The 18,593-nt window shown below is 71.0% G+C and carries 21 protein-coding genes; 8 read left to right on the forward strand and 13 right to left on the reverse strand.

Annotation, left to right across the window (positions count from 1 at the left end):
- Positions 1–653 precede the first annotated feature (653 nt).
- Positions 654–2,120, forward strand: coding sequence for a PAS domain-containing sensor histidine kinase (locus AB0L95_RS10380; RefSeq protein ID WP_365160390.1), 1,467 nt, complete (start codon positions 654–656; stop codon positions 2,118–2,120).
- A gap of 185 nt (positions 2,121–2,305) precedes the next feature.
- Here AB0L95_RS10380 and AB0L95_RS10385 read toward each other — a convergent pair whose 3' ends face one another.
- Both AB0L95_RS10385 and AB0L95_RS10390 read right to left on the reverse strand, forming a co-directional pair.
- Positions 2,306–2,563: a WhiB family transcriptional regulator gene (locus tag AB0L95_RS10385; protein WP_003992873.1), complete on the reverse strand. Its 258-nt coding sequence runs from the start codon at positions 2,561–2,563 to the stop codon at positions 2,306–2,308.
- Between the two features lie 317 nt (positions 2,564–2,880).
- The gene (locus tag AB0L95_RS10390) at positions 2,881–3,849 is read right to left on the reverse strand and encodes a diacylglycerol kinase family protein (protein WP_365159944.1); all 969 of its coding nucleotides are present in this window, start codon (positions 3,847–3,849) and stop codon (positions 2,881–2,883) included.
- A 183-nt stretch (positions 3,850–4,032) separates the two neighbouring features.
- On the opposite strand from AB0L95_RS10390, the gene AB0L95_RS10395 reads away from it, so the two are divergent.
- Positions 4,033–4,482, forward strand: a complete 450-nt coding sequence (locus AB0L95_RS10395) for a hypothetical protein (RefSeq protein ID WP_365160393.1) — start codon at positions 4,033–4,035, stop codon at positions 4,480–4,482.
- A gap of 66 nt (positions 4,483–4,548) precedes the next feature.
- Here AB0L95_RS10395 and AB0L95_RS10400 read toward each other — a convergent pair whose 3' ends face one another.
- From AB0L95_RS10400 to AB0L95_RS10410, 3 genes are all read right to left on the reverse strand, one after another.
- Positions 4,549–5,706, reverse strand: coding sequence for an RNA polymerase sigma factor SigF (locus AB0L95_RS10400; protein ID WP_365160396.1), 1,158 nt, complete (start codon positions 5,704–5,706; stop codon positions 4,549–4,551).
- A 17-nt stretch (positions 5,707–5,723) separates the two neighbouring features.
- A complete protein-coding gene (locus tag AB0L95_RS10405; protein ID WP_055492491.1) occupies positions 5,724–6,137 on the reverse strand; it encodes an anti-sigma regulatory factor in 414 nt (137 codons plus the stop codon).
- 251 nt (positions 6,138–6,388) lie between these two features.
- A complete protein-coding gene (locus AB0L95_RS10410) occupies positions 6,389–6,649 on the reverse strand; it encodes a UBP-type zinc finger domain-containing protein (RefSeq protein WP_365159947.1) in 261 nt (86 codons plus the stop codon).
- Positions 6,650–6,711: 62 nt separating this feature from the next.
- On the opposite strand from AB0L95_RS10410, the gene AB0L95_RS10415 reads away from it, so the two are divergent.
- Complete coding sequence (locus tag AB0L95_RS10415; protein WP_365159950.1) at positions 6,712–8,307, forward strand: Na+/H+ antiporter; 1,596 nt, start codon at positions 6,712–6,714, stop codon at positions 8,305–8,307.
- A 58-nt stretch (positions 8,308–8,365) separates the two neighbouring features.
- Here AB0L95_RS10415 and AB0L95_RS10420 read toward each other — a convergent pair whose 3' ends face one another.
- Together AB0L95_RS10420 and AB0L95_RS10425 are read right to left on the reverse strand one after the other, a co-directional pair.
- Positions 8,366–9,211, reverse strand: a complete 846-nt coding sequence (locus tag AB0L95_RS10420; protein WP_365160399.1) for a pyridoxal-phosphate dependent enzyme — start codon at positions 9,209–9,211, stop codon at positions 8,366–8,368.
- A gap of 157 nt (positions 9,212–9,368) precedes the next feature.
- Positions 9,369–9,959: an N-acetylmuramoyl-L-alanine amidase gene (locus AB0L95_RS10425; RefSeq protein ID WP_365159953.1), complete on the reverse strand. Its 591-nt coding sequence runs from the start codon at positions 9,957–9,959 to the stop codon at positions 9,369–9,371.
- A 362-nt stretch (positions 9,960–10,321) separates the two neighbouring features.
- Here AB0L95_RS10425 and AB0L95_RS10430 point away from each other — a divergent pair, with 362 nt between their 5' ends.
- The 4 genes from AB0L95_RS10430 (at position 10,322) to AB0L95_RS10445 (ending at position 13,977) form a co-directional block, all read left to right on the forward strand.
- Positions 10,322–11,728: a family 2B encapsulin nanocompartment shell protein gene (locus AB0L95_RS10430; RefSeq protein ID WP_365159956.1), complete on the forward strand. Its 1,407-nt coding sequence runs from the start codon at positions 10,322–10,324 to the stop codon at positions 11,726–11,728.
- A 156-nt stretch (positions 11,729–11,884) separates the two neighbouring features.
- The gene (locus AB0L95_RS10435) at positions 11,885–13,009 is read left to right on the forward strand and encodes a family 2 encapsulin nanocompartment cargo protein polyprenyl transferase (RefSeq protein ID WP_365159959.1); all 1,125 of its coding nucleotides are present in this window, start codon (positions 11,885–11,887) and stop codon (positions 13,007–13,009) included.
- A gap of 372 nt (positions 13,010–13,381) precedes the next feature.
- Entirely contained in the window at positions 13,382–13,729 is a 348-nt protein-coding gene (locus tag AB0L95_RS10440; protein WP_365160402.1) for a DUF952 domain-containing protein, read from the forward strand.
- On the forward strand, positions 13,726–13,977 hold the full coding sequence (locus AB0L95_RS10445; protein WP_365159962.1) for a hypothetical protein: 252 nt from the start codon (positions 13,726–13,728) through the stop codon (positions 13,975–13,977). Before AB0L95_RS10440 ends, AB0L95_RS10445 begins: the two co-directional genes overlap by 4 nt.
- A gap of 107 nt (positions 13,978–14,084) precedes the next feature.
- On the opposite strand, the gene AB0L95_RS10450 is transcribed toward AB0L95_RS10445, so the two are convergent.
- The 5 genes from AB0L95_RS10450 to sodN form a co-directional block, all read right to left on the reverse strand.
- A complete protein-coding gene (locus AB0L95_RS10450; protein ID WP_365159964.1) occupies positions 14,085–14,501 on the reverse strand; it encodes a VOC family protein in 417 nt (138 codons plus the stop codon).
- Between the two features lie 126 nt (positions 14,502–14,627).
- On the reverse strand, positions 14,628–15,071 hold the full coding sequence (locus AB0L95_RS10455; RefSeq protein WP_365160405.1) for a helix-turn-helix transcriptional regulator: 444 nt from the start codon (positions 15,069–15,071) through the stop codon (positions 14,628–14,630).
- A gap of 158 nt (positions 15,072–15,229) precedes the next feature.
- On the reverse strand, positions 15,230–16,234 hold the full coding sequence (locus tag AB0L95_RS10460) for a DUF1648 domain-containing protein (RefSeq protein ID WP_365159967.1): 1,005 nt from the start codon (positions 16,232–16,234) through the stop codon (positions 15,230–15,232).
- Positions 16,231–16,578: a GntR family transcriptional regulator gene (locus AB0L95_RS10465; RefSeq protein ID WP_365159970.1), complete on the reverse strand. Its 348-nt coding sequence runs from the start codon at positions 16,576–16,578 to the stop codon at positions 16,231–16,233. The genes AB0L95_RS10460 and AB0L95_RS10465 overlap by 4 nt, the downstream gene beginning before the upstream one ends.
- A 437-nt stretch (positions 16,579–17,015) precedes the next feature.
- A complete protein-coding gene (sodN, locus tag AB0L95_RS10470; protein ID WP_100828187.1) occupies positions 17,016–17,411 on the reverse strand; it encodes a superoxide dismutase, Ni in 396 nt (131 codons plus the stop codon).
- Between the two features lie 145 nt (positions 17,412–17,556).
- Between sodN and sodX the strand changes: the two genes are divergently transcribed.
- Positions 17,557–17,991, forward strand: coding sequence for a nickel-type superoxide dismutase maturation protease (gene sodX, locus AB0L95_RS10475; RefSeq protein WP_365160407.1), 435 nt, complete (start codon positions 17,557–17,559; stop codon positions 17,989–17,991).
- Here the strand turns inward: sodX and AB0L95_RS10480 are convergent.
- Positions 17,895–18,524, reverse strand: a complete 630-nt coding sequence (locus AB0L95_RS10480) for a CGNR zinc finger domain-containing protein (RefSeq protein ID WP_365159974.1) — start codon at positions 18,522–18,524, stop codon at positions 17,895–17,897. The two genes, sodX and AB0L95_RS10480, sit on opposite strands and share 97 nt — an antisense overlap.
- Between the last annotated feature and the right edge of the window lie 69 nt (positions 18,525–18,593).

The following is an 18,593-nucleotide window of genomic DNA, read 5'->3' on the forward strand; positions in this document are numbered from 1 at the left end:
CTGAGGAGGGGCTCGCGTGGGGACCCGGGGGCACACACGCGAGAGAAACACATGTGGTATAGACCAATCTATCAGAATCGGCCCCTCGTGGAAGAGGGGTGCGGGGCCGGGCCGGGGGGAGTGGAACGGCGGGTCTGGGTCGTCTGCCGGGACGCGCCGACGACTCGTAGGCGGTAATCCGTCCCCAGGGTGAGCCGAAGGCCGCTACCCTGCGGGGGGACATCAGCGCATGTCCGATAAAGAGACAACAACAAACATCCTCCGACGCATGGACACGCGCGCCCGGACCCAGCACCATGGTCCCTGGACGTGGTCTAGTCCACAAGCGTGGGTAAAGCACGTAAAGTGTTCTCGTCGCGCACGAGCGAGGACAGTCCGTACAAACCTCCGTCTTCCCCGCACAGGAAGACGGACCGAGGAACCGGCGCTCTCTGCCCTGACTGCTCCGGGTCCTCGACCTTCGGCCGACCGGGACCGCACACCCCGTGGCCGTTGCTGCTCCGGGCTGCGGTGCCGGGAGGGTTGAGGGTCCCTCCCAGGCGCCGCGGCCCGCGGGTGTCTCCGGGCCCCTTTCGCCGAGCGGCGACGCTGCGCTCCCTGGCTGATTACGAGCGTCGTCCCGGCTCACGGGTACCCTCGCAGACGTGCCCTCCATGAACGAACTGGTCCGCCAGCACACCGCCCTCAGTGACTCCGACCTGGAGTGGCTCCATCTGCTGGTGTCGGAGTGGCAGCTGCTGTCCGACCTCTCCTTCGCCGACCTGGTCCTGTGGGTGCCCACGCGTGACGGCACCCGGTATGTCTCGGTGGCGCAGATGCGCCCCAACACCGGCCCCACCTCGTACCAGGACGACATGGTCGGCCACCTCGTCCCGCGCGGCCGCCGTCCCATGCTGGACGCCGCCCTGGACGAGGGCCGGATCGTGCGCGAGGGCGACCCCGAGTGGCGCGAGGAGGTCCCGGTCCGGGTCGAGTCCATCCCCGTACGACGTGAGGGGCGTGTCCTCGGCGTCATCGCGCGCAACACCAACCTGCTCACCGTGCGTACCCCGAGCCGTCTGGAGCTCACCTACCTCCAGAGCGCCTCGGACCTGGCGCAGATGATCGCGGCCGGCTCCTTCCCGTTCCCCGACCAGCAGGTCGACATGGACGCCTCGCCGCGCGTCGGCGACGGGCTGATCCGCCTCGACGCGGACGGCGGCGTCCAGTACGCGTCTCCCAACGCCCTGTCGGCCTACCACCGCCTGGGCCTGGCCTCCGACCTGGTCGGCCAGCACCTCGGCCAGATCACCGCCGAACTCGCCCCCACCCGCGGCCCCGTCGACGAGGCGCTCGCCAAGGTGGCCAGCGGCTGGGCGCCGCGCGAGTTCGAGATCGAGGCCCATGACGGGGTGATCCAGTTCCGCGCCATCCCGCTCAAGCCCAAGGGCACCCGGATCGGTTCCCTCGTGCTGCTCCGGGACGTGACCGAACTGCGGCGCCGCGAGCGTGAGTTGATAACCAAGGACGCGACCATCCGGGAGATCCATCACCGGGTGAAGAACAACCTCCAGACGGTCGCCGCCCTGCTCCGCCTGCAGGCCCGCCGTATCGAGTCCGAGCGGGGACGGGAGGCGCTGGAGGAGGCGGTACGGCGGGTCGGCTCCATCGCCATCGTGCATGAGACGCTGTCTCAGAACCTGGACGAACGGGTGGAGTTCGACGAGATCGCCGACCGGGTGCTGGCCATGGTCGCCGAGATCTCGCCCGGCACGGTCACCGGCCGGCGCAGCGGCCGCTTCGGCATCCTGGACGCCGAGGTCGCGACCCCGCTCTCCATGGTGCTGACCGAGATCCTGCAGAACGCGCTGGAGCACGGCTTCCGTCAGGGCGACACCGGCACCGTCGAGGTCTCGGCGGTCCGCGGTGGTACGACGAAGGAGGCCCGGCTCCTCGTCACGGTCCAGGACGACGGGGTCGGCCTGCCCGAGGGCTTTGACCCGCACACGGCGGGCAACCTCGGTCTGCAGATCGTGCGGACGCTGGTGGAGGGCGAGTTGGGCGGCGTCTTCGACATGGTGCCGGCCCCGGGGCGGGGGACCCGGGTGATCCTGGACATCCCGGTCCGGGCGAACACCTGACGCGCGCGGCGCGGAGGCCCGGACCGCTCCGCACACAAAGCAATGAGCCCCGGACCACAAGTGGTCCGGGGCTAAAGCTCAGTTGCCAGCTATTGCTGCGCACCGGGGGTACTGCGCGCTGCGGCTCGGGGGCGGGAGATGCGTACTCGCTGTACGCGCCGCCAAGCTCAGGCGGGGTGGGTGTGTCAGGCGGAGGCCTGACGGGCCCGGTTGCGGGCGGCGCGGCGCTTCATGGCGCGGCGCTCGTCCTCGCTGAGACCACCCCAGACGCCGGAGTCCTGACCGGACTCGAGCGCCCACTGCAGGCACTGCTCGATAACCGGGCAGCGACGGCAGACGGCCTTGGCTTCCTCGATCTGCAGCAGCGCGGGACCGGTGTTGCCGATGGGGAAGAAGAGCTCGGGGTCTTCCTCGCGGCAAACGGCGTTGTGACGCCAGTCCATGGCTGCTACCTCTCTTGGTATTACGTGCAGATTGCTTGTGAATGTGAACGCTTTCACGAATCCCTCAACAAGTGAAGGGCCGATCGTCAGACTCACTGACGTGGTCCTTGGTTTGAGGAGGGGTTCGGGCTCTCTGTGGGGGCCGATGGTGCGTGCCGCCCCGAGCGCCACGTAGAGACTCGCAAACCTCAGCGGCGGATACAACCCCTTCCGGAAAGTTTTTTTTGATTCCTTGGTGTCGACTAGGTCACAGCCGTACTTCCAAGGGGTGGATCCTGGCCTAAACGTTCGAGTGAAAGGACTTTGGGGCCTTCTGCTCACACAATCACACGCAGTGCACGGCGTACGCCTGTGAACGTCACACTGGTGCGCAGTCCAAGGTGGTCCCCGTCCATCTGGAGGGGTAGCGGCACCTTCGATTGCAAGGTGAAGCCGCTCAGGTCGTGCAGGGAGACCACGTGCTTGCCGCGGGGTCCGTGCTCGGGGGACGAAGTGAGCAACTGGGTTGCATACCGGGCAACCAAGGCCGTCGACATACGGCTGAGGCCGAGTACATCGAGTCCGGTATCGAACGAGGCCTTAGGTGAGGCGTACACCGGACGATTGCCGAGAAACGTCCAGGGCGTCGTGTTGCAGATTATGGACAGCACGAGCCCGTCGATCGGCTCCTCGCCGGGCCGCTCCAGGGTGATCGTTCCGTGCTTGCGATGAGGTTCGTCCAGAAACTGGCGCAGCACTTGGCGCAGATACAGCGCATGGGTGGAGCGCCTGCCCCGCTCTCGCTGCTGTTCGACCCGGCCCACCACGCCCGCGTCGAAGCCCAGGCCGGCGTTGAAGGTGAACCAGCGGGAGGGCACTGCCTCGTCCTCGGTACCCGGGGTGCCCTCGGCCAGGCCGAGGCCGACCGTGCGCTCCCGGCCCTCGCGCAGGGCGTCGAGGATCGCGCCGGTGGCCTCCACGGCGTCGTTGGGCAGACCGAGGGCGCGGGCGAAGACGTTGGTCGAGCCGCCGGGCACGACGGCGAGGCGGGGGAGCCGGCCGGGGTCGGGGCCGTGGTGCAGCAGGCCGTTGACGACCTCGTTCACCGTCCCGTCGCCGCCGAGTGCCACGACCAGTTCGATGTCGTCGCTCTCCGCGGCCTGGCGGCCGAGGTCCCGGGCGTGCCCCCGGTACTCGGTGGTGACCGCTTCGAGCTTCATCTCGCTCGCCAGCGCGTGGATCAGAACGTCACGGGTACGTGCGCTTGTGGTGGTTGCCGCCGGATTGACCACGAGAAGTGCACGCATGAGTTGCAGGTTACCTACTCGGCGGTACTCGTCCCAGGCCGAGTTAGGGATCGGGTAAGAGGAGCGGGAGTGGCCTTGAGCACAGTGGCCGGGAAAGCGGCCCGGGACGCGGTGGTCGTGTCCGGCCCGCGCCGCCCCGCCCGCGCCGCCGGCCGGGCCGAGTGCGAGGGCTACCCTTCTGGGGTGAGCGCTGAGCAGAACCCGACCTCCCCGAGCCCCGACGCCGGGCCCCGCCCCGCGCGGCTGACCGTCGCGGCGGCACTCGCCGGCCTGGAGGGTCTCGCCCTCGTCGTGGGCGGTGCATGGATGCTCGTCCTGGGCCTCACGGGCTCGCCGGACGACCGCCGGCAGGCCGTCACCGGCGGCCTCACCCTGATCGTGCTCGCGCTGCTGCCTCTGCTGGCCGCGCGCGGTCTGCTGCTGCGGCGCAGCTGGAGCCGGGGGCCCGCGGTCATCACCCAGATCATGGCGTTGCCCGTGGCGTACAACCTGCTCCAGGCCGACAGCGTCGCCGTCCCGGGCGGCATCGCGCTCGCCGCCGTCGCGGTGGCGGCCCTGGTGCTGCTCGTGAACCCGGCGACCACGCGGGCGCTGGGCATCCGGGGGCCCGGGAACGTACAGGACCAGAAGTAGGCCGGAACCGGGCGGACGGCCGACGGCACACACACGGAAGGGCGACCGGGATCCGGTCGCCCTTCGTCACTCCTCGACCAGCAGCTTCTCCCGCAGCTGGGCCAGGGTCCGGGCCAGCAGTCGCGAGACATGCATCTGGGAGATGCCGACCTCCTGTGCGATCTGCGACTGCGTCATGTTGCCGAAGAAGCGAAGAAGCAGGATCCGCTTCTCCCGTGGCGGAAGGTCCTCGAGCAGCGGTTTCAGCGACTCGCGGTACTCCACGCCCTCCAGGGCCTCGTCCTCGGCGCCGAGCGTGTCCGCGACGGCCGGGGACTCGTCGTCCGTGTCGGGGACGTCCAGGGACAGCGTCGAGTACGCGTTGGCGGACTCCAGGCCCTCCAGGACCTCCTCCTCCGAGATGGCCAGCTTCTCGGCCAGCTCATGGACCGTCGGGGAGCGGCCGTGCAGCTGGGACAGTTCGGCCGTGGCCGTCGTCAGGGCCAGGCGCAGCTCCTGCAGACGCCGCGGCACCCGTACCGCCCAGCCCTTGTCGCGGAAGTGACGCTTGATCTCGCCGACGACGGTCGGGGTCGCGTAGGTCGAGAACTCCACCCCGCGGTCCGGGTCGAAGCGGTCCACCGACTTGATCAGGCCGATGGTGGCGACCTGGGTCAGATCGTCCAGCGGCTCGCCGCGGTTGCGGAAGCGGCGCGCGAGGTGCTCGACGAGCGGCAGATGCATACGGACCAGCCGGTTGCGCAACTCCGCGTACTCCGGGCTGCCCTCCTTCAGCTGGCGCAGCTCGACGAACATGGACCGCGCCCCGCTGCGGTCCTGTGGGTCGTGCTGCGCGCCGCCCGGCACGCTCTGCTCGGCGTTTCGCTCGTGCTCGCTCATCGTCCCGCCCGTCACCGTTCCCCGCGCTCTCGGCTCCGCCCCCGCTCTCGACCGCGCTCGAGCGGGAGGACCCCCATGAGCCGGGGAGGCCCCAGTTCCTCCAGAGGGCGTGCTCAGCGGGGCACCGTCCGGATCCCGTCGTGTGCCGCCCCGCACGGAGAACGTCTCCTCGGCTCCCGTCGCTCCCGTCTGCGCGGGTGCCGCGATCGCCGAAGCGTCGTCCTCCGGATGCGGACGGGCCTGCTCCGGGATGCCGTCCACACCGGCCGCCGTCCGCCGCGGCCCGGTCGGGCCGCCGACGGTCCCGGCGGACAGTTCTCGTGTGCCGCGCTCTTCGTCCCGCACCGGCCCGTCCCCGTTCGTCACGCCGGCCCGGGTCCCGCGCCGCGCTGTTTGTAGAGGCTGATGGACACGGTCTTGTCGTCGGCGACCGCGGAGGAGACCTTGCCGGCCAGGGCCGACAGAACGGTCCAGGCGAAAGTGTCTCGTGACGGAGCGTGACCGTCCGTGGTCGGAGCTGCGACCGTGACCTCGAGCGAGTCGTCGATGAGCCGGAAGACACAGCTGAGCACCGAGCCGGGCACGGCCTGCTGCAGCAGGATCGCGCAGGCCTCGTCGACCGCGATGCGCAGGTCCTCGATCTCGTCGAGGGTGAAGTCCAAACGGGCTGCGAGGCCGGCGGTGGCCGTACGCAGCACCGACAGGTAGGCACCCGCTGCCGGCAGCCGGACTTCCACGAAGTCCTGGGTCGCGGGCTCGCCTGCGATCTGGGACACCCTCACCTCCAAGGTGGTACATGCTCTTTCGGGGGCCGAGGGTCGCCCCTCGGGGTAACGCCCTACGTGGTTCAGCGGTGACGCTATCGCGCTACCGGCTTTTCTGTCCCCGCGACCCCGGCCCCTTGCTGTCACTCATAGTAAACCTATGTGTACGCACAGTGGCTAGGGGTCTGCGGGCCCAATTGGGAAGAGCGCGCGCCGGTTTGACGTACCCAGACGTCAGACCGTCGAACCGTCCGGATCCAGGGTCACACGAGTACATGGTCGACGAAGCACCAACGCCAGTCCTCACCCGGCTCGAAGGTGCGCATCACCGGGTGGCCGGTCTCCGTGTGGTGCGCCGTCGCATGCCGCAGGGGCGAGGAGTCGCAGCAGCCCACGTGCCCGCACTCCAGACACAGCCGTAGTTGCACCGGGTCGGTGCCTGCCGCGAGACACTCCAGGCAGGTCTCGCTCCGGGGCTTTGGGGCGGGGTGCGGCAGCGCGCCGGCGTGCGTGCACTGTTTCATGATTGCCAGGTTACGACGGCGCTGCGGAAAGCCGCGCGAATATAGAGGGGCGGGCGCAAGACATGAACGTATTGCCGCTGCTGTTGCTGGTCGCGGGCAGTGCGGCCGTGGCGGGGGCCGCCCGCCGCACCCCCGTGCCCGCCCCCCTGCTGCTTGTCGCGGCGGGACTCGTCATCTCCTATGTGCCGGGGGTGCCGGAGTACACGCTCGACCCGGACATCGTCCTGCCGCTGGTGTTGCCGCCGCTGCTGTACACGGCCGCCGCGGACAGCTCGTACCTGGACCTGCGGGCGCAGCTGCGGCCGGTGGCGCTGCTGTCCGTCGGGTACGTGCTCTTCGCGACGCTCGCGGTGGGCTGGGCCGCCTATCTGATCGTGCCGGATCTGCCGCTGACCGCGGCGCTGGTCCTGGGCGCGGTGGTCGCGCCGCCGGACGCCGTCGCGGCCACCGCGGTCGCCCGGCGGGTGGGGCTGCCGTCGCAGATCACCACCATCCTGCAGGGCGAGTCGCTGGTGAACGACGCGACCGCGATCACCGCCTACAAGGTGGCGCTCGCGGCGGCGGTCGGGGAGGGCGCCACCTGGGCGGACGGGGTGCGCGAGTTCGCCCTCGCGGCACTCGGCGGTGTCGCGGTCGGCCTGCTGCTGATGATGCCGATCCACTGGCTGCGCACGCATCTGAAGGAGGCGCTGCTCCAGAACACGCTGTCGCTGTTGATCCCGTTCGTGGCCTACGGGGCCGCGGAGTGGGCGCACGCCTCCGGGGTGCTGGCCGTGGTCGTCGTCGCCCTCTACCTCGGCTACCACAACTGGCAGGTCGACTTCGCGACCCGGCTCCAGGAGGAGGCAGTGTGGAAGATGGTCGCGTTCATCCTGGAGTCCGCGGTGTTCGCGCTCATCGGACTGCAGCTGCCGGTCGTCCTGCGGGGCCTCGGCCGCTACGAGGGCATGCATGCCGCCTGGTACGCGGTGGCCCTGTTCGTCGTGGTCGTCGTCTCGCGGTACGTGTGGGTGTATCCGGCGACCTTCCTGCCGCGTGTGCTGTCCTCGCGCATCCGGGAGCGCGAGGAGAACCCCACCTGGAAGGCGCCGTTCATCATCGGCTGGGCCGGGATGCGAGGGGTGGTCTCCCTCGCGATCGCCTTCTCGATCCCCCGGACCGTGCACGGCGGCGGCCCCTTCCCCGGCCGCAACCTGATCCTGTTTCTGACCTTCACCATGGTGATCGGCACCCTGGTGGTGCAGGGGCTGACCCTCCCCCCGCTGGTCCGCCTGCTCAGACTGCCGGGGCGCGATCCCCGGGCGGAGACCCTTGCCGAGGCGAACGCCCAGGCGCAGGCGTCGCGGGCCGCCGAGCACCACCTCGAAGCGCTCCTGGAGGACGAGAGCAACGCGCTGCCGCCGCCGCTGGTCGACCGTCTCCGCGCGGTCCTGGAGCGCCGGCGCAACGCTGTGTGGGAGCGCCTCGGCTCGGTGAACCCGGTGACCGGCGAGTCGGCCGATGACACCTACAGCCGGCTGTCCCGGGAGATGATCGGCGCGGAGCGGGAGGTCTTCGTGCGGCTCCGCAACCACCGCTACATCGACGACGAGATGCTCCGTACGCTGCTCAGACGCCTGGACCTGGAGGAGGCGGCGGCCTATCGCGAATCCGCGTGAGCCACGACGGAGGGGCGCGCCCGCGGAGTTCGACGACGGGCGACCGGGACGACAGGATCTACGCAGGAGGGAACGGGGTTCCGGTGATCACCGCGGCCAGGGTCGTTCCCCCGGGGAACGCGCCCTCCTCGGTCAGGGCGACCAGTGCGTACAGCAGTTTGGCGACGTAGAGACGTTCCACCGGCAGGGTGTGGCGTGACTCGAAGTCCCGGGCGAAGGCTTCGAGTTCGTCGCTCGTGCGGGCGTAGCCGCCGAAGTGGAAGCGGGTGTCCACGGACCAGGTGCCCCGGCGGCCGCCGAAGGCCAGGGTCTGCAGGGCGGCCGTCTCGGCGGCCAGGAAGCCGCCCTTGAGCACCGCGACCCCGAGGGCCCGCTGCTCGGGGCCCAGCCCCGCGGCCAGTCCCGCCAGCGTGCCTCCCGTGCCGCAGGCCACGGCGACCAGGTCCGCCCGGCCGCGCAGTTCCTCGCCGAGCGCTTGGCAGCCGCGCACGGCGAGGGAGTTGCTGCCGCCCTCGGGCACCACATACGCGTCCTCGGCGTCCGCCGCGCGCAGAACGCCGGCCAGGACCTGTGGCTCCGCCGCCCGCCGATAGGTCGATCTGTCGACGAAGTGCAGCCGCATCCCGTCGGCGGCGCACCGGGCGAGAGAGAGGTTGAGGGGGCGGTCGGCGAGCTCCTGGCCGCGGACCACGCCGACGGTGTCCAGCCCGAGCAGCCGGCCCGCCGCGGCCGTGGCCCGCAGATGGTTGGAGTACGCGCCGCCGAAGGTGAGCAGGGTGCGGCCGGCCGCGGCACGCAGGTTCGGGGCGAGCTTGCGCCACTTGTTGCCGATCAGCTCCGGGTGGATCTGGTCGTCCCGCTTGAGCAGCAGCCGGACCCCGTGGCGGGCGAAGCGCTCGTCCATGACCTCCCGCAACGGCGACGGCAGGCGCGGACGCAGCCGGAGCACGGCCGCGTCGGGCGTCTGGCCTTCGCTGGGCGCATCGGAGCTGGTCACCGTGCCATTGTCGGACACCGGGCGGCGTGGGCGGGCGGCCGGTGTCCCGGACGGGCGGCCGGGGTCACTTCAGCCGGTCGCGGACCCGCTCCCTGAGCCGGTCCATCGGGAAGCCCTTCGGATCCACCTTGCCCGGCTGCCACTCCAGATGCCCGATCACCGAGCGTTCCGACCAGCCGTGGTGTCGGCAGACCGCCGCGCTCACCCTCGCGATCGCGTCGAACTGCGCGGCGGGCCAGGGATCCGTGCCGTCGCCGAGGTTCTCGCACTCGAAGCCGTAGAAGTGGCGGTTGCCGTCGGTGTCCGCCTCGTCCGCCCCGGGCAGCGCCTTCTCGGCGACGACCGCGCGCAGCACGTCGTCGTCGCCGAGTCCCGCGTGGTTGGCCCGGCCGTAGCCCACCAGGTGCACCAGGCCGTCCTTGGTGATCACGCCGTGGCACAGCGGTCCGGGCAGGTCCGGCCGGCCGTCACGGCACAGGGCCACGGTCCGGTCGTCTCCCGTGGTCGCCGTGTGGTGGATCATCACCCCGTGGACCGGGCCCCAGGGGCCCTTGTGGTTGCGGTTGTGGTGCTCCCAGTCACCGACCTCGACGACCGTGGCGCCCTCCGCGCGGAGCCGGTCGAGGAAGGTGCCCGCGGACATGGGTGGGGCCATGGCCGTCTCCTTCGTGCGGCGTGACGGCCGCCGGTCGCGCCCGCCTCCTACGCAGCTTGTACCGGCGCCCCCTTGGCCCGGACCAGTCGTTCGTACGGCGTGCGATCCGGTCAGCGGAGGACGGTCCGATGATCGGCCGAACCGGCCGCGCGAAGTCCGGCCCCTGCCCACCTGGGCACGCCGGGCGGATTCCGGCGCCCGCCCATCCGGGCGGGCGGTCGCACCGGCCGCTCGACGAGGTGCCTCAGTGTGCCCGGGCGGACGTTGATCCATTCCCGCTCTTTTGGGTAATGGCAGCGCCACTCTCCGTGCTGAGAGGCTTCTTCCCGCAGATCGATGCGTGATCGGGAGGGGCAATACCAATGTCGGTAGGCGAAGAGGTCCGCGCGGAGCAGAACAAGCCGCAGCAGAGTCTGGGCACTGCGGCCGCTCGGAACCTGGCCACCACCACCAAGTCCGCACCCCAGATGCAGGAGATCAGCTCACGCTGGCTGCTGCGCATGCTGCCGTGGGTGGGTGTGCAGGGCGGTACATACCGGGTGAACCGCCGTCTGACCTACTCCGTGGGCGACGGCCGGGTGACGTTCGTGAAGACCGGCGACCAGGTCTCGGTGATCCCGGCGGAGCTGGGTGAACTGCCGGCCCTGCGCACCTACGAGGACCAGGAGGTGCTCGGCGAACTCGCCCAGCGGTGCCAGCAGCGCAGGTTCGCGCCCGGGGACGTGCTCGCCGAGTTCGGCAGCCAGGCCGACGAGGTGCTCCTGCTCGCGCACGGCAAGGTGGAGAAGATCGGCACCGGTCCCTACGGGGACGACTCGGTGCTCGGCGTCCTCGCCGACGGCGCCTACTTCGGCGACCAGGCACTGCTGGACCCGGACGCCATCTGGGAGTACACGGCCCGCGCGGTCACCGCCTGCACGGTGCTCGCGCTGCCCCGCCGGGAGGTCGAACTGGTCGCGGACCGCGCCCAGTCCCTGCGCGACCACCTCCAGGAGCAGCGCTCGGCCCCCCAGGAGCAGACCAACAAGTACGGCGAGAAGGCCATCGACCTCGCCGCGGGCCACAGCGGTGAGCCGGACATCCCGCACACCTTCGTCGACTACGAGGCCGCGCCCCGCGAGTACGAACTGAGCATCGCGCAGACCGTCCTGCGCATTCACACGCGCGTGGCCGACCTCTACAACCAGCCGATGAACCAGACCGAGCACCAGCTGCGGCTCACGGTCGAGGCGCTCAAGGAGCGCCAGGAGCACGAACTGATCAACAACCGGGACTTCGGGCTCCTCCACAACTGCGAGTACGACCAGCGGCTGCAGCCCCACGACGGGGTGCCGAGCCCCGACGACATGGACGAACTGCTCAGCAGGAGGCGCGGCACCAAGCTGTTCCTCGCCCACCCGCGGGCGATCGCCGCCTTCGGCCGGGAACTCAACAAGCGCGGACTCAACCCGGAGACCATCGACATCGGCGGCAACCGCGTCCCCACCTGGCGCGGGGTCCCGATGTTCCCCTGCAGCAAGATCCCGGTCACCGAGGCCCGTACGACCTCGATCATCGCCATGCGCACCGGCGAGGAGGAGCAGGGCGTCGTCGGACTGAGGCAGTCCGGCATCCCGGACGAGATCGAGCCGTCCCTCTCGGTGCGTTTCATGGGCATCAACGAGCAGGCGATCATCAGCTATCTGGTGACGGCCTACTACTCGGCGGCCGTCCTGGTGCCCGACGCGCTGGGCGTCCTGGAGAACGTCGAGATCGGCCGCTGGAGGTGACGCCTTCGACGCCCGTCCGCTCCCGGCGCGCCCCCATGGCCCGGTCGCCGCGCGCAAGCGGCACGCCGTGTTCCCGCGCGCCGGGGCGGGTACACCCTCGGGGTGCGCGCCCGGTGGCGGAGGCCTCTCCGTCCGCAGACTCTACGAGGCGGTCCCATGGGTGAGTTCATGACGGAGCCGAAACAGGGCCCCACGCGCAACCGGCGGAGCGCGACGGTCCCGGCGGGACGGCACGTCCCGCCCCCGGGCCCTGAGCAACCGTTCGACGGGCACGAGGCCGTGGCGATCCTGGAGCGCACCCGTGCCTCGGTCGACCCGGAGCTGCGCCGGGCCGTGGACTCGCTGCCCGGCTCGATGCGGCGGATCGCGCTCTACCACTTCGGCTGGCAGCACGCGGACGGCACACCGGCCGCAGGCAACGCGGGCAAGGCGATACGGCCCGCACTCGTCCTGACCGCGGCGCAGGCGCTCGGCGGCCGGCGGCCGGCCGCCGTCCGGGCCGCCGCGGCCGTCGAACTCGTCCACAACTTCACGCTGTTGCACGACGACGTGATGGACCGGGACACCACCCGCAGACACCGTCCCACGGCCTGGACCGTGTTCGGCGACGCCGACGCGATCCTCGCGGGGGACGCCTTGCAGGCGCTGGCGCTGGGGCTGCTCGCCGAGGATCCGCACCCGGTGTCGGGGGCGGCCGCCGCGCGGCTCGCGGCCTGTGTGGTGGAACTGTGCGCCGGGCAGCAGGCGGACACGGCCATGGAGCGGCGCGGCCCCCACGAGGTCACCCTCCAGGAGGTGCTCACCATGGCCGAGGCCAAGACGGGCGCGCTGCTGGGCTGTGCCTGCGCGCTCGGGGCGCTGTACGCGGGTGCCGACGAGGCGGATGTCGAGGCGCTGGACGCGTTCGGCCGCGAGGCCGGACTGGCCTTCCAGCTCATCGACGACGTGATCGGGATCTGGGGGGATCCGACCCGCACCGGCAAGCCGGCCGGGGCGGACCTCATGGCCCGCAAGAAGTCGCTGCCCGTGGTGGCCGCGCTCGCCTCCGGCGGTCCTGCGGCCGCCGAGCTGGCCGAGCTGTACCAGGGGCCCTATGAGGAGGGGGAGTTGGAGCGCACGGTGCTGGCCGTCGAGCGGGCCGGCGGCCGTGACTGGGCGCAGGCGCAGGCGGCCGACCGGATGGGCCGGGCGATGCAGGAGCTGTCCCGGGCGGTGCCCGACCCGGAGGCGGCGGGCCCCCTGCTGGCCCTGGCCGAGTTCGTGACCCGGCGCAGCACCTGATCACCGCGAGACACCGGAGTCCCGGCCCGTGCGGCTCCTGACCCCGTACGGCTCCCGGTGGCTCCGGCCCGGGGCGGGCCCCGCGCATCCCCACGGTGCGCGGGGCCTTCGCGCGCGGACCGCGCTCCCGGAGCCGGTCCGACACACGGGAGGCGTCGGACAGCGGGCCCGTCCTACGCTGAGGTCATGGGCCGCGAGGAGCAGGTCTGTCCGTGGTGCGGACAGCCCGTCGCCACCGTCGTACGGCGCCACAAGACGCTGGGCGCCTTCGTCCCGGTGTGGCGCCCCGGTCCCTGCCGGAATCCGCGGTGCCCGGCCTCCGTGCCCCGGGAACCCGGGACGCTGTCGGAGCCGAGGCCTAGGGTGAGCAGCATGTCCGAACCTCTGCTGCACCTCACCGAGCGCTCCCTGTGGGAGGCGGCCCGCACCACCGGCTCGTACGAGATGTCGACGCGCGGCGTCACCCTCCAGGAGGAGGGCTTCATCCACTGTTCGCTGCGGCACCAGGTCCCCCGCGTGGCGCGTTGGGTGTACGGCGAGTACGAGGGGCCCGACGAACTGGTCCTGCTCGTCATCGATCCGGAGCGGCTGACCGCTCCGGTGCGGTACGAGGCCCTGAAGCCCGGCGGCGAGGAGTTTCCGCACATCTACGGGCCGATCCCGGCGTCCGCCGTGGTGAACGTGGAGGTCTGGGACCGCGGGGCGGCGACGGGGGAGTGACCACGACGGGGGGAGGACGCGGGGTATGGCGGTGGGTGATCGCGGTGTGGGCGGCGCTCGTGCTGGTGGGAGGGGCCCTCACCCTGTGGGTGCAGGACGAGAACGAGCCGGATCCCCCGGTCCGCTGGGAGCGCGCGCCGACACCCCTGCTGTCCGCCGACATGCACGGCACGGCGTGTCCGACCCAAGGGGCTGTCGAGGAGCCGGTGATCGTGGTCTGCCTGAACGCGAGCGCGACCGCCGGATGAATTCCGGGCGTTGCCGCTGAGTTCCGGGCGTCGACCGGGGCCACGTGTTCTCGGCGGAGGGGGGTGTGGCGGGGGCGCGGCCTGTGGGGGCGGGCCGGGTCAGGAGCTCAGGGGCGCGGACGTTCCGTGAAGCGCAGCAGATTGCCCGCAGGGTCGCGGAAGGCGCAGTCCCGTACGCCGTAGGGCTGATCCATGGGCTCCTGGAGGACCTCAGCGCCGGACGCCTGGACACGGGAGAAGAGGGCGTCGCAGTCCGCGGTGGAGAAGATGACCCCGCGCAGGACGCCCTTGGCGAGCAGTTCGGCCACTGCCCGGCGGTCCGCAGGGGAGAAGTCCGGGTTCGCCGCCGGAGGCTCCAGGACGATCTCCACGTCCGGCTGGAGCGGCGAACCGACCGTCACCCAGCGCATGCCCTCGAAACCGACGTCGTTGCGCACCTCCAGGCCCAGGACGTCCCGGTAGAAGGCGAGCGCCTTGTCGTGGTCGTCGACGGCGATGAAGCACTGGGAGAGTTTCAGGTCCATGGCACCACGCTAGTGCTGCGACCGGAAAGGTTCAGCGGCTCGCGACTTCTCCAGCCCGGCGGCTGGGAGGTGCCCCCGGCACGGCACCTCGCCGCGTGGTCGCATCACGCGCGTCCATGAGCTCCGCTAGAGCTGTGTGCGCGGATCGGTCCGGGTGTCCCCGGGGCGGCCCCGGCGTGGCCGCGTCAGGCTCTTCGCCGCGCACGGCGGTATCGCCGCCCCCTGCTCGTGCGACCGCGCCCGGTACGCGCTCGGGGTCTCGCCCACCAGCTCCGTGAAACGGGAACTGAACGATCCGAGGGAGGTGCACCCCACGGCGAGGCAGACCTCCGTCACGGTCAGGTCGCCGCGCCGCAGCAGGGCCTTGGCCCGCTCGATGCGGCGGGTCATCAGATAGCCGTACGGAGTCTCCCCGTACGCCGCGCGGAAACTGCGCTGGAAGTGTCCCGGCGACATCAGCGCGGTGCGCGCCAGCGCGGGCACGTCCAGCGGCTCGGCGTACTCGCGGTCCATCCGGTCCCGCGCCCGCCGCAACCGGATCAGATCGTCCACGTCCACGCCGTTCAGCATCGCACGGACCACCGACAACGGATCCGCCCCGACCGGGCACGCCCCGGAGCCCCCGGCGGCCGGCCCCGAGCGCGAGAGGCCCGGGCAGGATCCGTCCGCCACGCTCTGACCTGCTCGGGTTGCGACGGAGCCGACCCCGCGGCGCGGGGCTGACCCGTTCAGCCGGTGTGAGCTGCACTGAGCGTGTTCAGCAGGGCGGCGCCGCGTTCGGCGTCGTCGATGCTCACGGCGAACTCCCTTCCCTCGTCCCGAGTGCGGATGACGAGACACTCCCCGCTGCGCAGCATGACGGTGGCGCCAAGGCCGTTGAGCCGGTATCCCCAGCCGCCGACCTGCGAAGGTGTGCGGTTCTCCGCGCGGGCGGACTGGATCGCTGCGGCCGGCCAGCGCCGCACGGGCCAGCCGAACGGGCCGAACGCCACCTCCAGGCCCTCTTCCGACACGCGCGCCCGTACCGCCGCACAGCCGGCCAGCGCGAGGGATGTGAGCGCGAAGGGGACGAACAGCATCCACAACGGCCCGGGGGAGGCAAGGCCGTCGGCGAGGGCGACGATCGCGCCGACGGCGACCAGGCCGGTCGCGGCCGCCAGGAGTTGCAGCCAGGGGTTGACGGTGCGGGAGAGCCAGACCAGGCGCTGACCCGCCGGGATCTCCATGGCCGGCCCTTCAGGACGGTCCGGTGTCACGGCGCCGACGGCGGTCCGTCGGCGTACGCTCACCAGCCATCCCACGACTCCCGCGGCAACCGTGGCCAGGAGGGTGCCGACGAGCCATGCGGTCGGTTGATGCGCCTGATGCCAATCCTTGCGGTCGAGATTGGAGCGGACGACGGACGCCTGAGCACCGCACAGCAGTACGCCTCCCGACAGCAGCGCGGTGGTGATCCATGGCCGCACCGCGACACGTACGGCATCTCCGCGCCCCCGCAGCGCGAGCATCACCGCCGCCACCAGTACCACCCACAACAAGGTCGGGAAGACGGACGCGGCCCAGCGGGGCATCGAGCTGTCAGGTGTGGGACCAAGGTTCCAATGAGTGGCCAGCCGGGCCGGCAGCCGTCCGCTCGCGACCCAGGGCAGCGCGGCGATCAACGCCGTGGTGCCGACTAACCAGGCCGCGGTGGCCCAGCGCGCTCCACGCTCGGCCCTGATGTGGTCGTTCATTGCATCCCCCTGATCATCTCGATGAGATCGGTCCTGCTGTAGCCGTGGCGTGCGGCCTCGGTCACCAGTGCGTGGACTCGGTCCAGCAGGCCCGACCGCCGGTCGGCGCCCTCGGCCACGGTCACTCCTCGGCCCCTGCGGAACTCCAGCAGGCCGTCGTCCCGGAGGCTGCGCAGGCCCCGTAGGACGGTGTTGACGTTGACGTCCAGTGCCTGGGAGAGGTCACGTGCCGACGGCAGGCGATCCCCTGGTCGGCACTCACCTTCGGCAATGGCGCGGCGGATGGCGCCTGCCACCTGCTCGTGCAGGGGCCGGGTGTCTCTCTTGTCCAGACGCAGCAACATGGTGCTAGTGACGATAGCACCATGAGTTCCCCGCGGCTCGGCTTCCGACGAGCCCCGGCATGCGGACTGCGCGGCTCTGCGTCTGACCGACGTCAGGTCCGCGCTGAACGAGGTCGTGACCGGAAGTTACTCAGGCGCGATGGCCGAGACGGAGTTCCTGGCGCGCACATCGCGGGCGTCCGGCATCGATGCTGTCGCTGCCCGGCCGTAGGTAGGCCCTGGGCGGAGGGGCTGTCAGTCATGCGCACCCGTGGACCTGTTGCTTCGAGCGGGACCGCTCCTGCGTGGCCGGGCGCTGATCAGCCGGATCTGTGGCCGGGGAAACAAGACCGCACCCGGACCGTCAAGGGCGCCGGGTGGGGCGGCTTGCGGGCCGGGTGCGGGCAGGTAGACCAAACGACCGGAGAAAATCGCAGGTCAAGGGGCATGATCGAAGATCAGGCCTTCTTGGTCTCCCAGAAGATCTTGTCGATCTGGGCGATGTAGTCCAGCGCCTTCTGGCCCGTCGCCGGGTCCGTCGACGCCTTGGCGGCCGAGAGGGCCTTCAGGGTGTCGTTGACCAGCTGGTGCAGCTCCGGGTACTTCTCGAAGTGCGGGGCCTTGAAGTAGTCGCTCCACAGCACCGAGACGTGGTGCTTGGCGAGCTCGGCGCGCTGCTCCTTGATAACGGTGGCGCGAGCCTGGAAATGCGGGTCGTCGTTTGCGGCCATCTTCTCCTGTACGGCCTTCACCGACTCCGCCTCGATGCGGGCCTGGGCCGGGTCGTAGACGCCACAGGGCAGGTCGCAGTGGGCGCTGACCTTGACCTTGGGGGCAAACAGGCGGGAGAGCATGAAGCTGTCCTTCCTCGTGATCGTCTTCTCAGGTGGGACATTACTCCGTAGGGGACGGGTTTTCGCGGGTGCCCCCATGGGCTTACGACAAAAGTCCAGGGTGAAACTGGGACTGGTGGAGGATCGGACCGGGGAGGTGCCGGTGATGCCGGAGCTGTCACAGGAGATCGAGCGCACGAGGGCCCTGCTGCCGTTCGGGTTGGCGGAGGTGAGGGGGCCGTCCATGGTGCCGACGCTGCACCATGGGGACCAGTTGCTGGTCCAGTACGGGGCACGGGTACGCCCGGGTGACGTGATCGTCCTGCGGCATCCCTTCCAACAGGACCTGCTGGTCGTCAAGCGCGCCGTGGAGCGGCGCGAGGGCGGCTGGTGGGTGCTCGGCGACAATCCGTACGCGGGCGGGGACAGCACCGACTACGGCACCGTTCCCGAGGATCTGGTCCTCGGGAGGGTGCGGCTGCGCTACCGGCCGCCCAAGGAGGGTCAGCGCTCGCCGCTCGCGGTGGTGCGCTGGGCGCTCGCGGCGGCCCGGCCCGTGCTGGGCGACCGGTCGGCCTCCAGGCGCTTGCGGGCGCGGTAGGCGGCCACGTTCGCGCGGGTGGCGCAGCGGTCCGAGCAGTACCGCCGGGAGCGGTTGGTCGAGGTGTCGAGGTAGGCGTTGCGGCACGGCGCCGCCTCGCACAGGCCCAGGCGGTCCACGCCGTACTCGGTGAGATGGAAGGCGAGGCCCATCGCCGCGATCGCCGCGAAGCCTGCGGTCGCGTTCGACGGGTGGTCCGCGAGGTGCATGTGCCACAGTGGGCGGCCGTCCTCGTCCCGGTGGTCGTGCCCGGAGATCTGCGGGCTCACCGGGAACTCCAGGAGCAGGGAGTTCAGCAGGTCCACGGCGAGCGTCTCGTCGCCCTGGTCCGCCGCCTCGAAGACCGCGCGCAGCCGGGCGCGGACCGAGCGGAAACGGGTCACATCGGCGTCGGTTGCGCGGCGGGCCGCGGACTGGTTGACGCCGAAGAGGTCGCGCACGGCCTCCACCGAGGTGAGCGAGTCCTTGCCCCGGGCCGGCTCCTCGCTGTTGACGAGGCGTACGGCGAAATCCGAGTAATAGGCCAGTTCCACTTGTAGTCCTTACCGTGGCGCTCTATGGTCGTCGATGAGGTCGGGTAACAGACGATCGTGCATCAAGGG

Source organism: Streptomyces sp. NPDC052036 (assembly GCF_040680495.1).
Taxonomy (GTDB): Bacteria; Actinomycetota; Actinomycetes; order Streptomycetales; family Streptomycetaceae; genus Streptomyces.

Bases quoted from the DNA above. Each gene is read 5' to 3' on its own strand.
- AB0L95_RS10460 (WP_365159967.1), bottom strand. From the start codon at position 16,234: ATGAACGACCACATCAGGGCCGAGCGTGGAGCGCGCTGGGCCACCGCG.
- AB0L95_RS10420 (WP_365160399.1), bottom strand. From the start codon at position 9,211: ATGGACGAGCGCTTCGCCCGCCACGGGGTCCGGCTGCTGCTCAAGCGG.
- sodN (WP_100828187.1), bottom strand. From the start codon at position 17,411: ATGCTCTCCCGCCTGTTTGCCCCCAAGGTCAAGGTCAGCGCCCACTGC.
- AB0L95_RS10415 (WP_365159950.1), top strand. From the start codon at position 6,712: ATGAACGTATTGCCGCTGCTGTTGCTGGTCGCGGGCAGTGCGGCCGTG.
- AB0L95_RS10425 (WP_365159953.1), bottom strand. From the start codon at position 9,959: ATGGCCCCACCCATGTCCGCGGGCACCTTCCTCGACCGGCTCCGCGCG.
- AB0L95_RS10450 (WP_365159964.1), bottom strand. From the start codon at position 14,501: ATGGACCTGAAACTCTCCCAGTGCTTCATCGCCGTCGACGACCACGAC.
- sodX (WP_365160407.1), top strand. From the start codon at position 17,557: ATGCCGGAGCTGTCACAGGAGATCGAGCGCACGAGGGCCCTGCTGCCG.
- AB0L95_RS10430 (WP_365159956.1), top strand. From the start codon at position 10,322: ATGTCGGTAGGCGAAGAGGTCCGCGCGGAGCAGAACAAGCCGCAGCAG.
- AB0L95_RS10465 (WP_365159970.1), bottom strand. From the start codon at position 16,578: ATGTTGCTGCGTCTGGACAAGAGAGACACCCGGCCCCTGCACGAGCAG.
- AB0L95_RS10385 (WP_003992873.1), bottom strand. From the start codon at position 2,563: ATGGACTGGCGTCACAACGCCGTTTGCCGCGAGGAAGACCCCGAGCTC.
- AB0L95_RS10410 (WP_365159947.1), bottom strand. From the start codon at position 6,649: ATGAAACAGTGCACGCACGCCGGCGCGCTGCCGCACCCCGCCCCAAAG.
- AB0L95_RS10380 (WP_365160390.1), top strand. From the start codon at position 654: ATGAACGAACTGGTCCGCCAGCACACCGCCCTCAGTGACTCCGACCTG.
- AB0L95_RS10390 (WP_365159944.1), bottom strand. From the start codon at position 3,849: ATGCGTGCACTTCTCGTGGTCAATCCGGCGGCAACCACCACAAGCGCA.
- AB0L95_RS10435 (WP_365159959.1), top strand. From the start codon at position 11,885: ATGGGTGAGTTCATGACGGAGCCGAAACAGGGCCCCACGCGCAACCGG.
- AB0L95_RS10440 (WP_365160402.1), top strand. From the start codon at position 13,382: ATGTCCGAACCTCTGCTGCACCTCACCGAGCGCTCCCTGTGGGAGGCG.
- AB0L95_RS10455 (WP_365160405.1), bottom strand. From the start codon at position 15,071: ATGCTGAACGGCGTGGACGTGGACGATCTGATCCGGTTGCGGCGGGCG.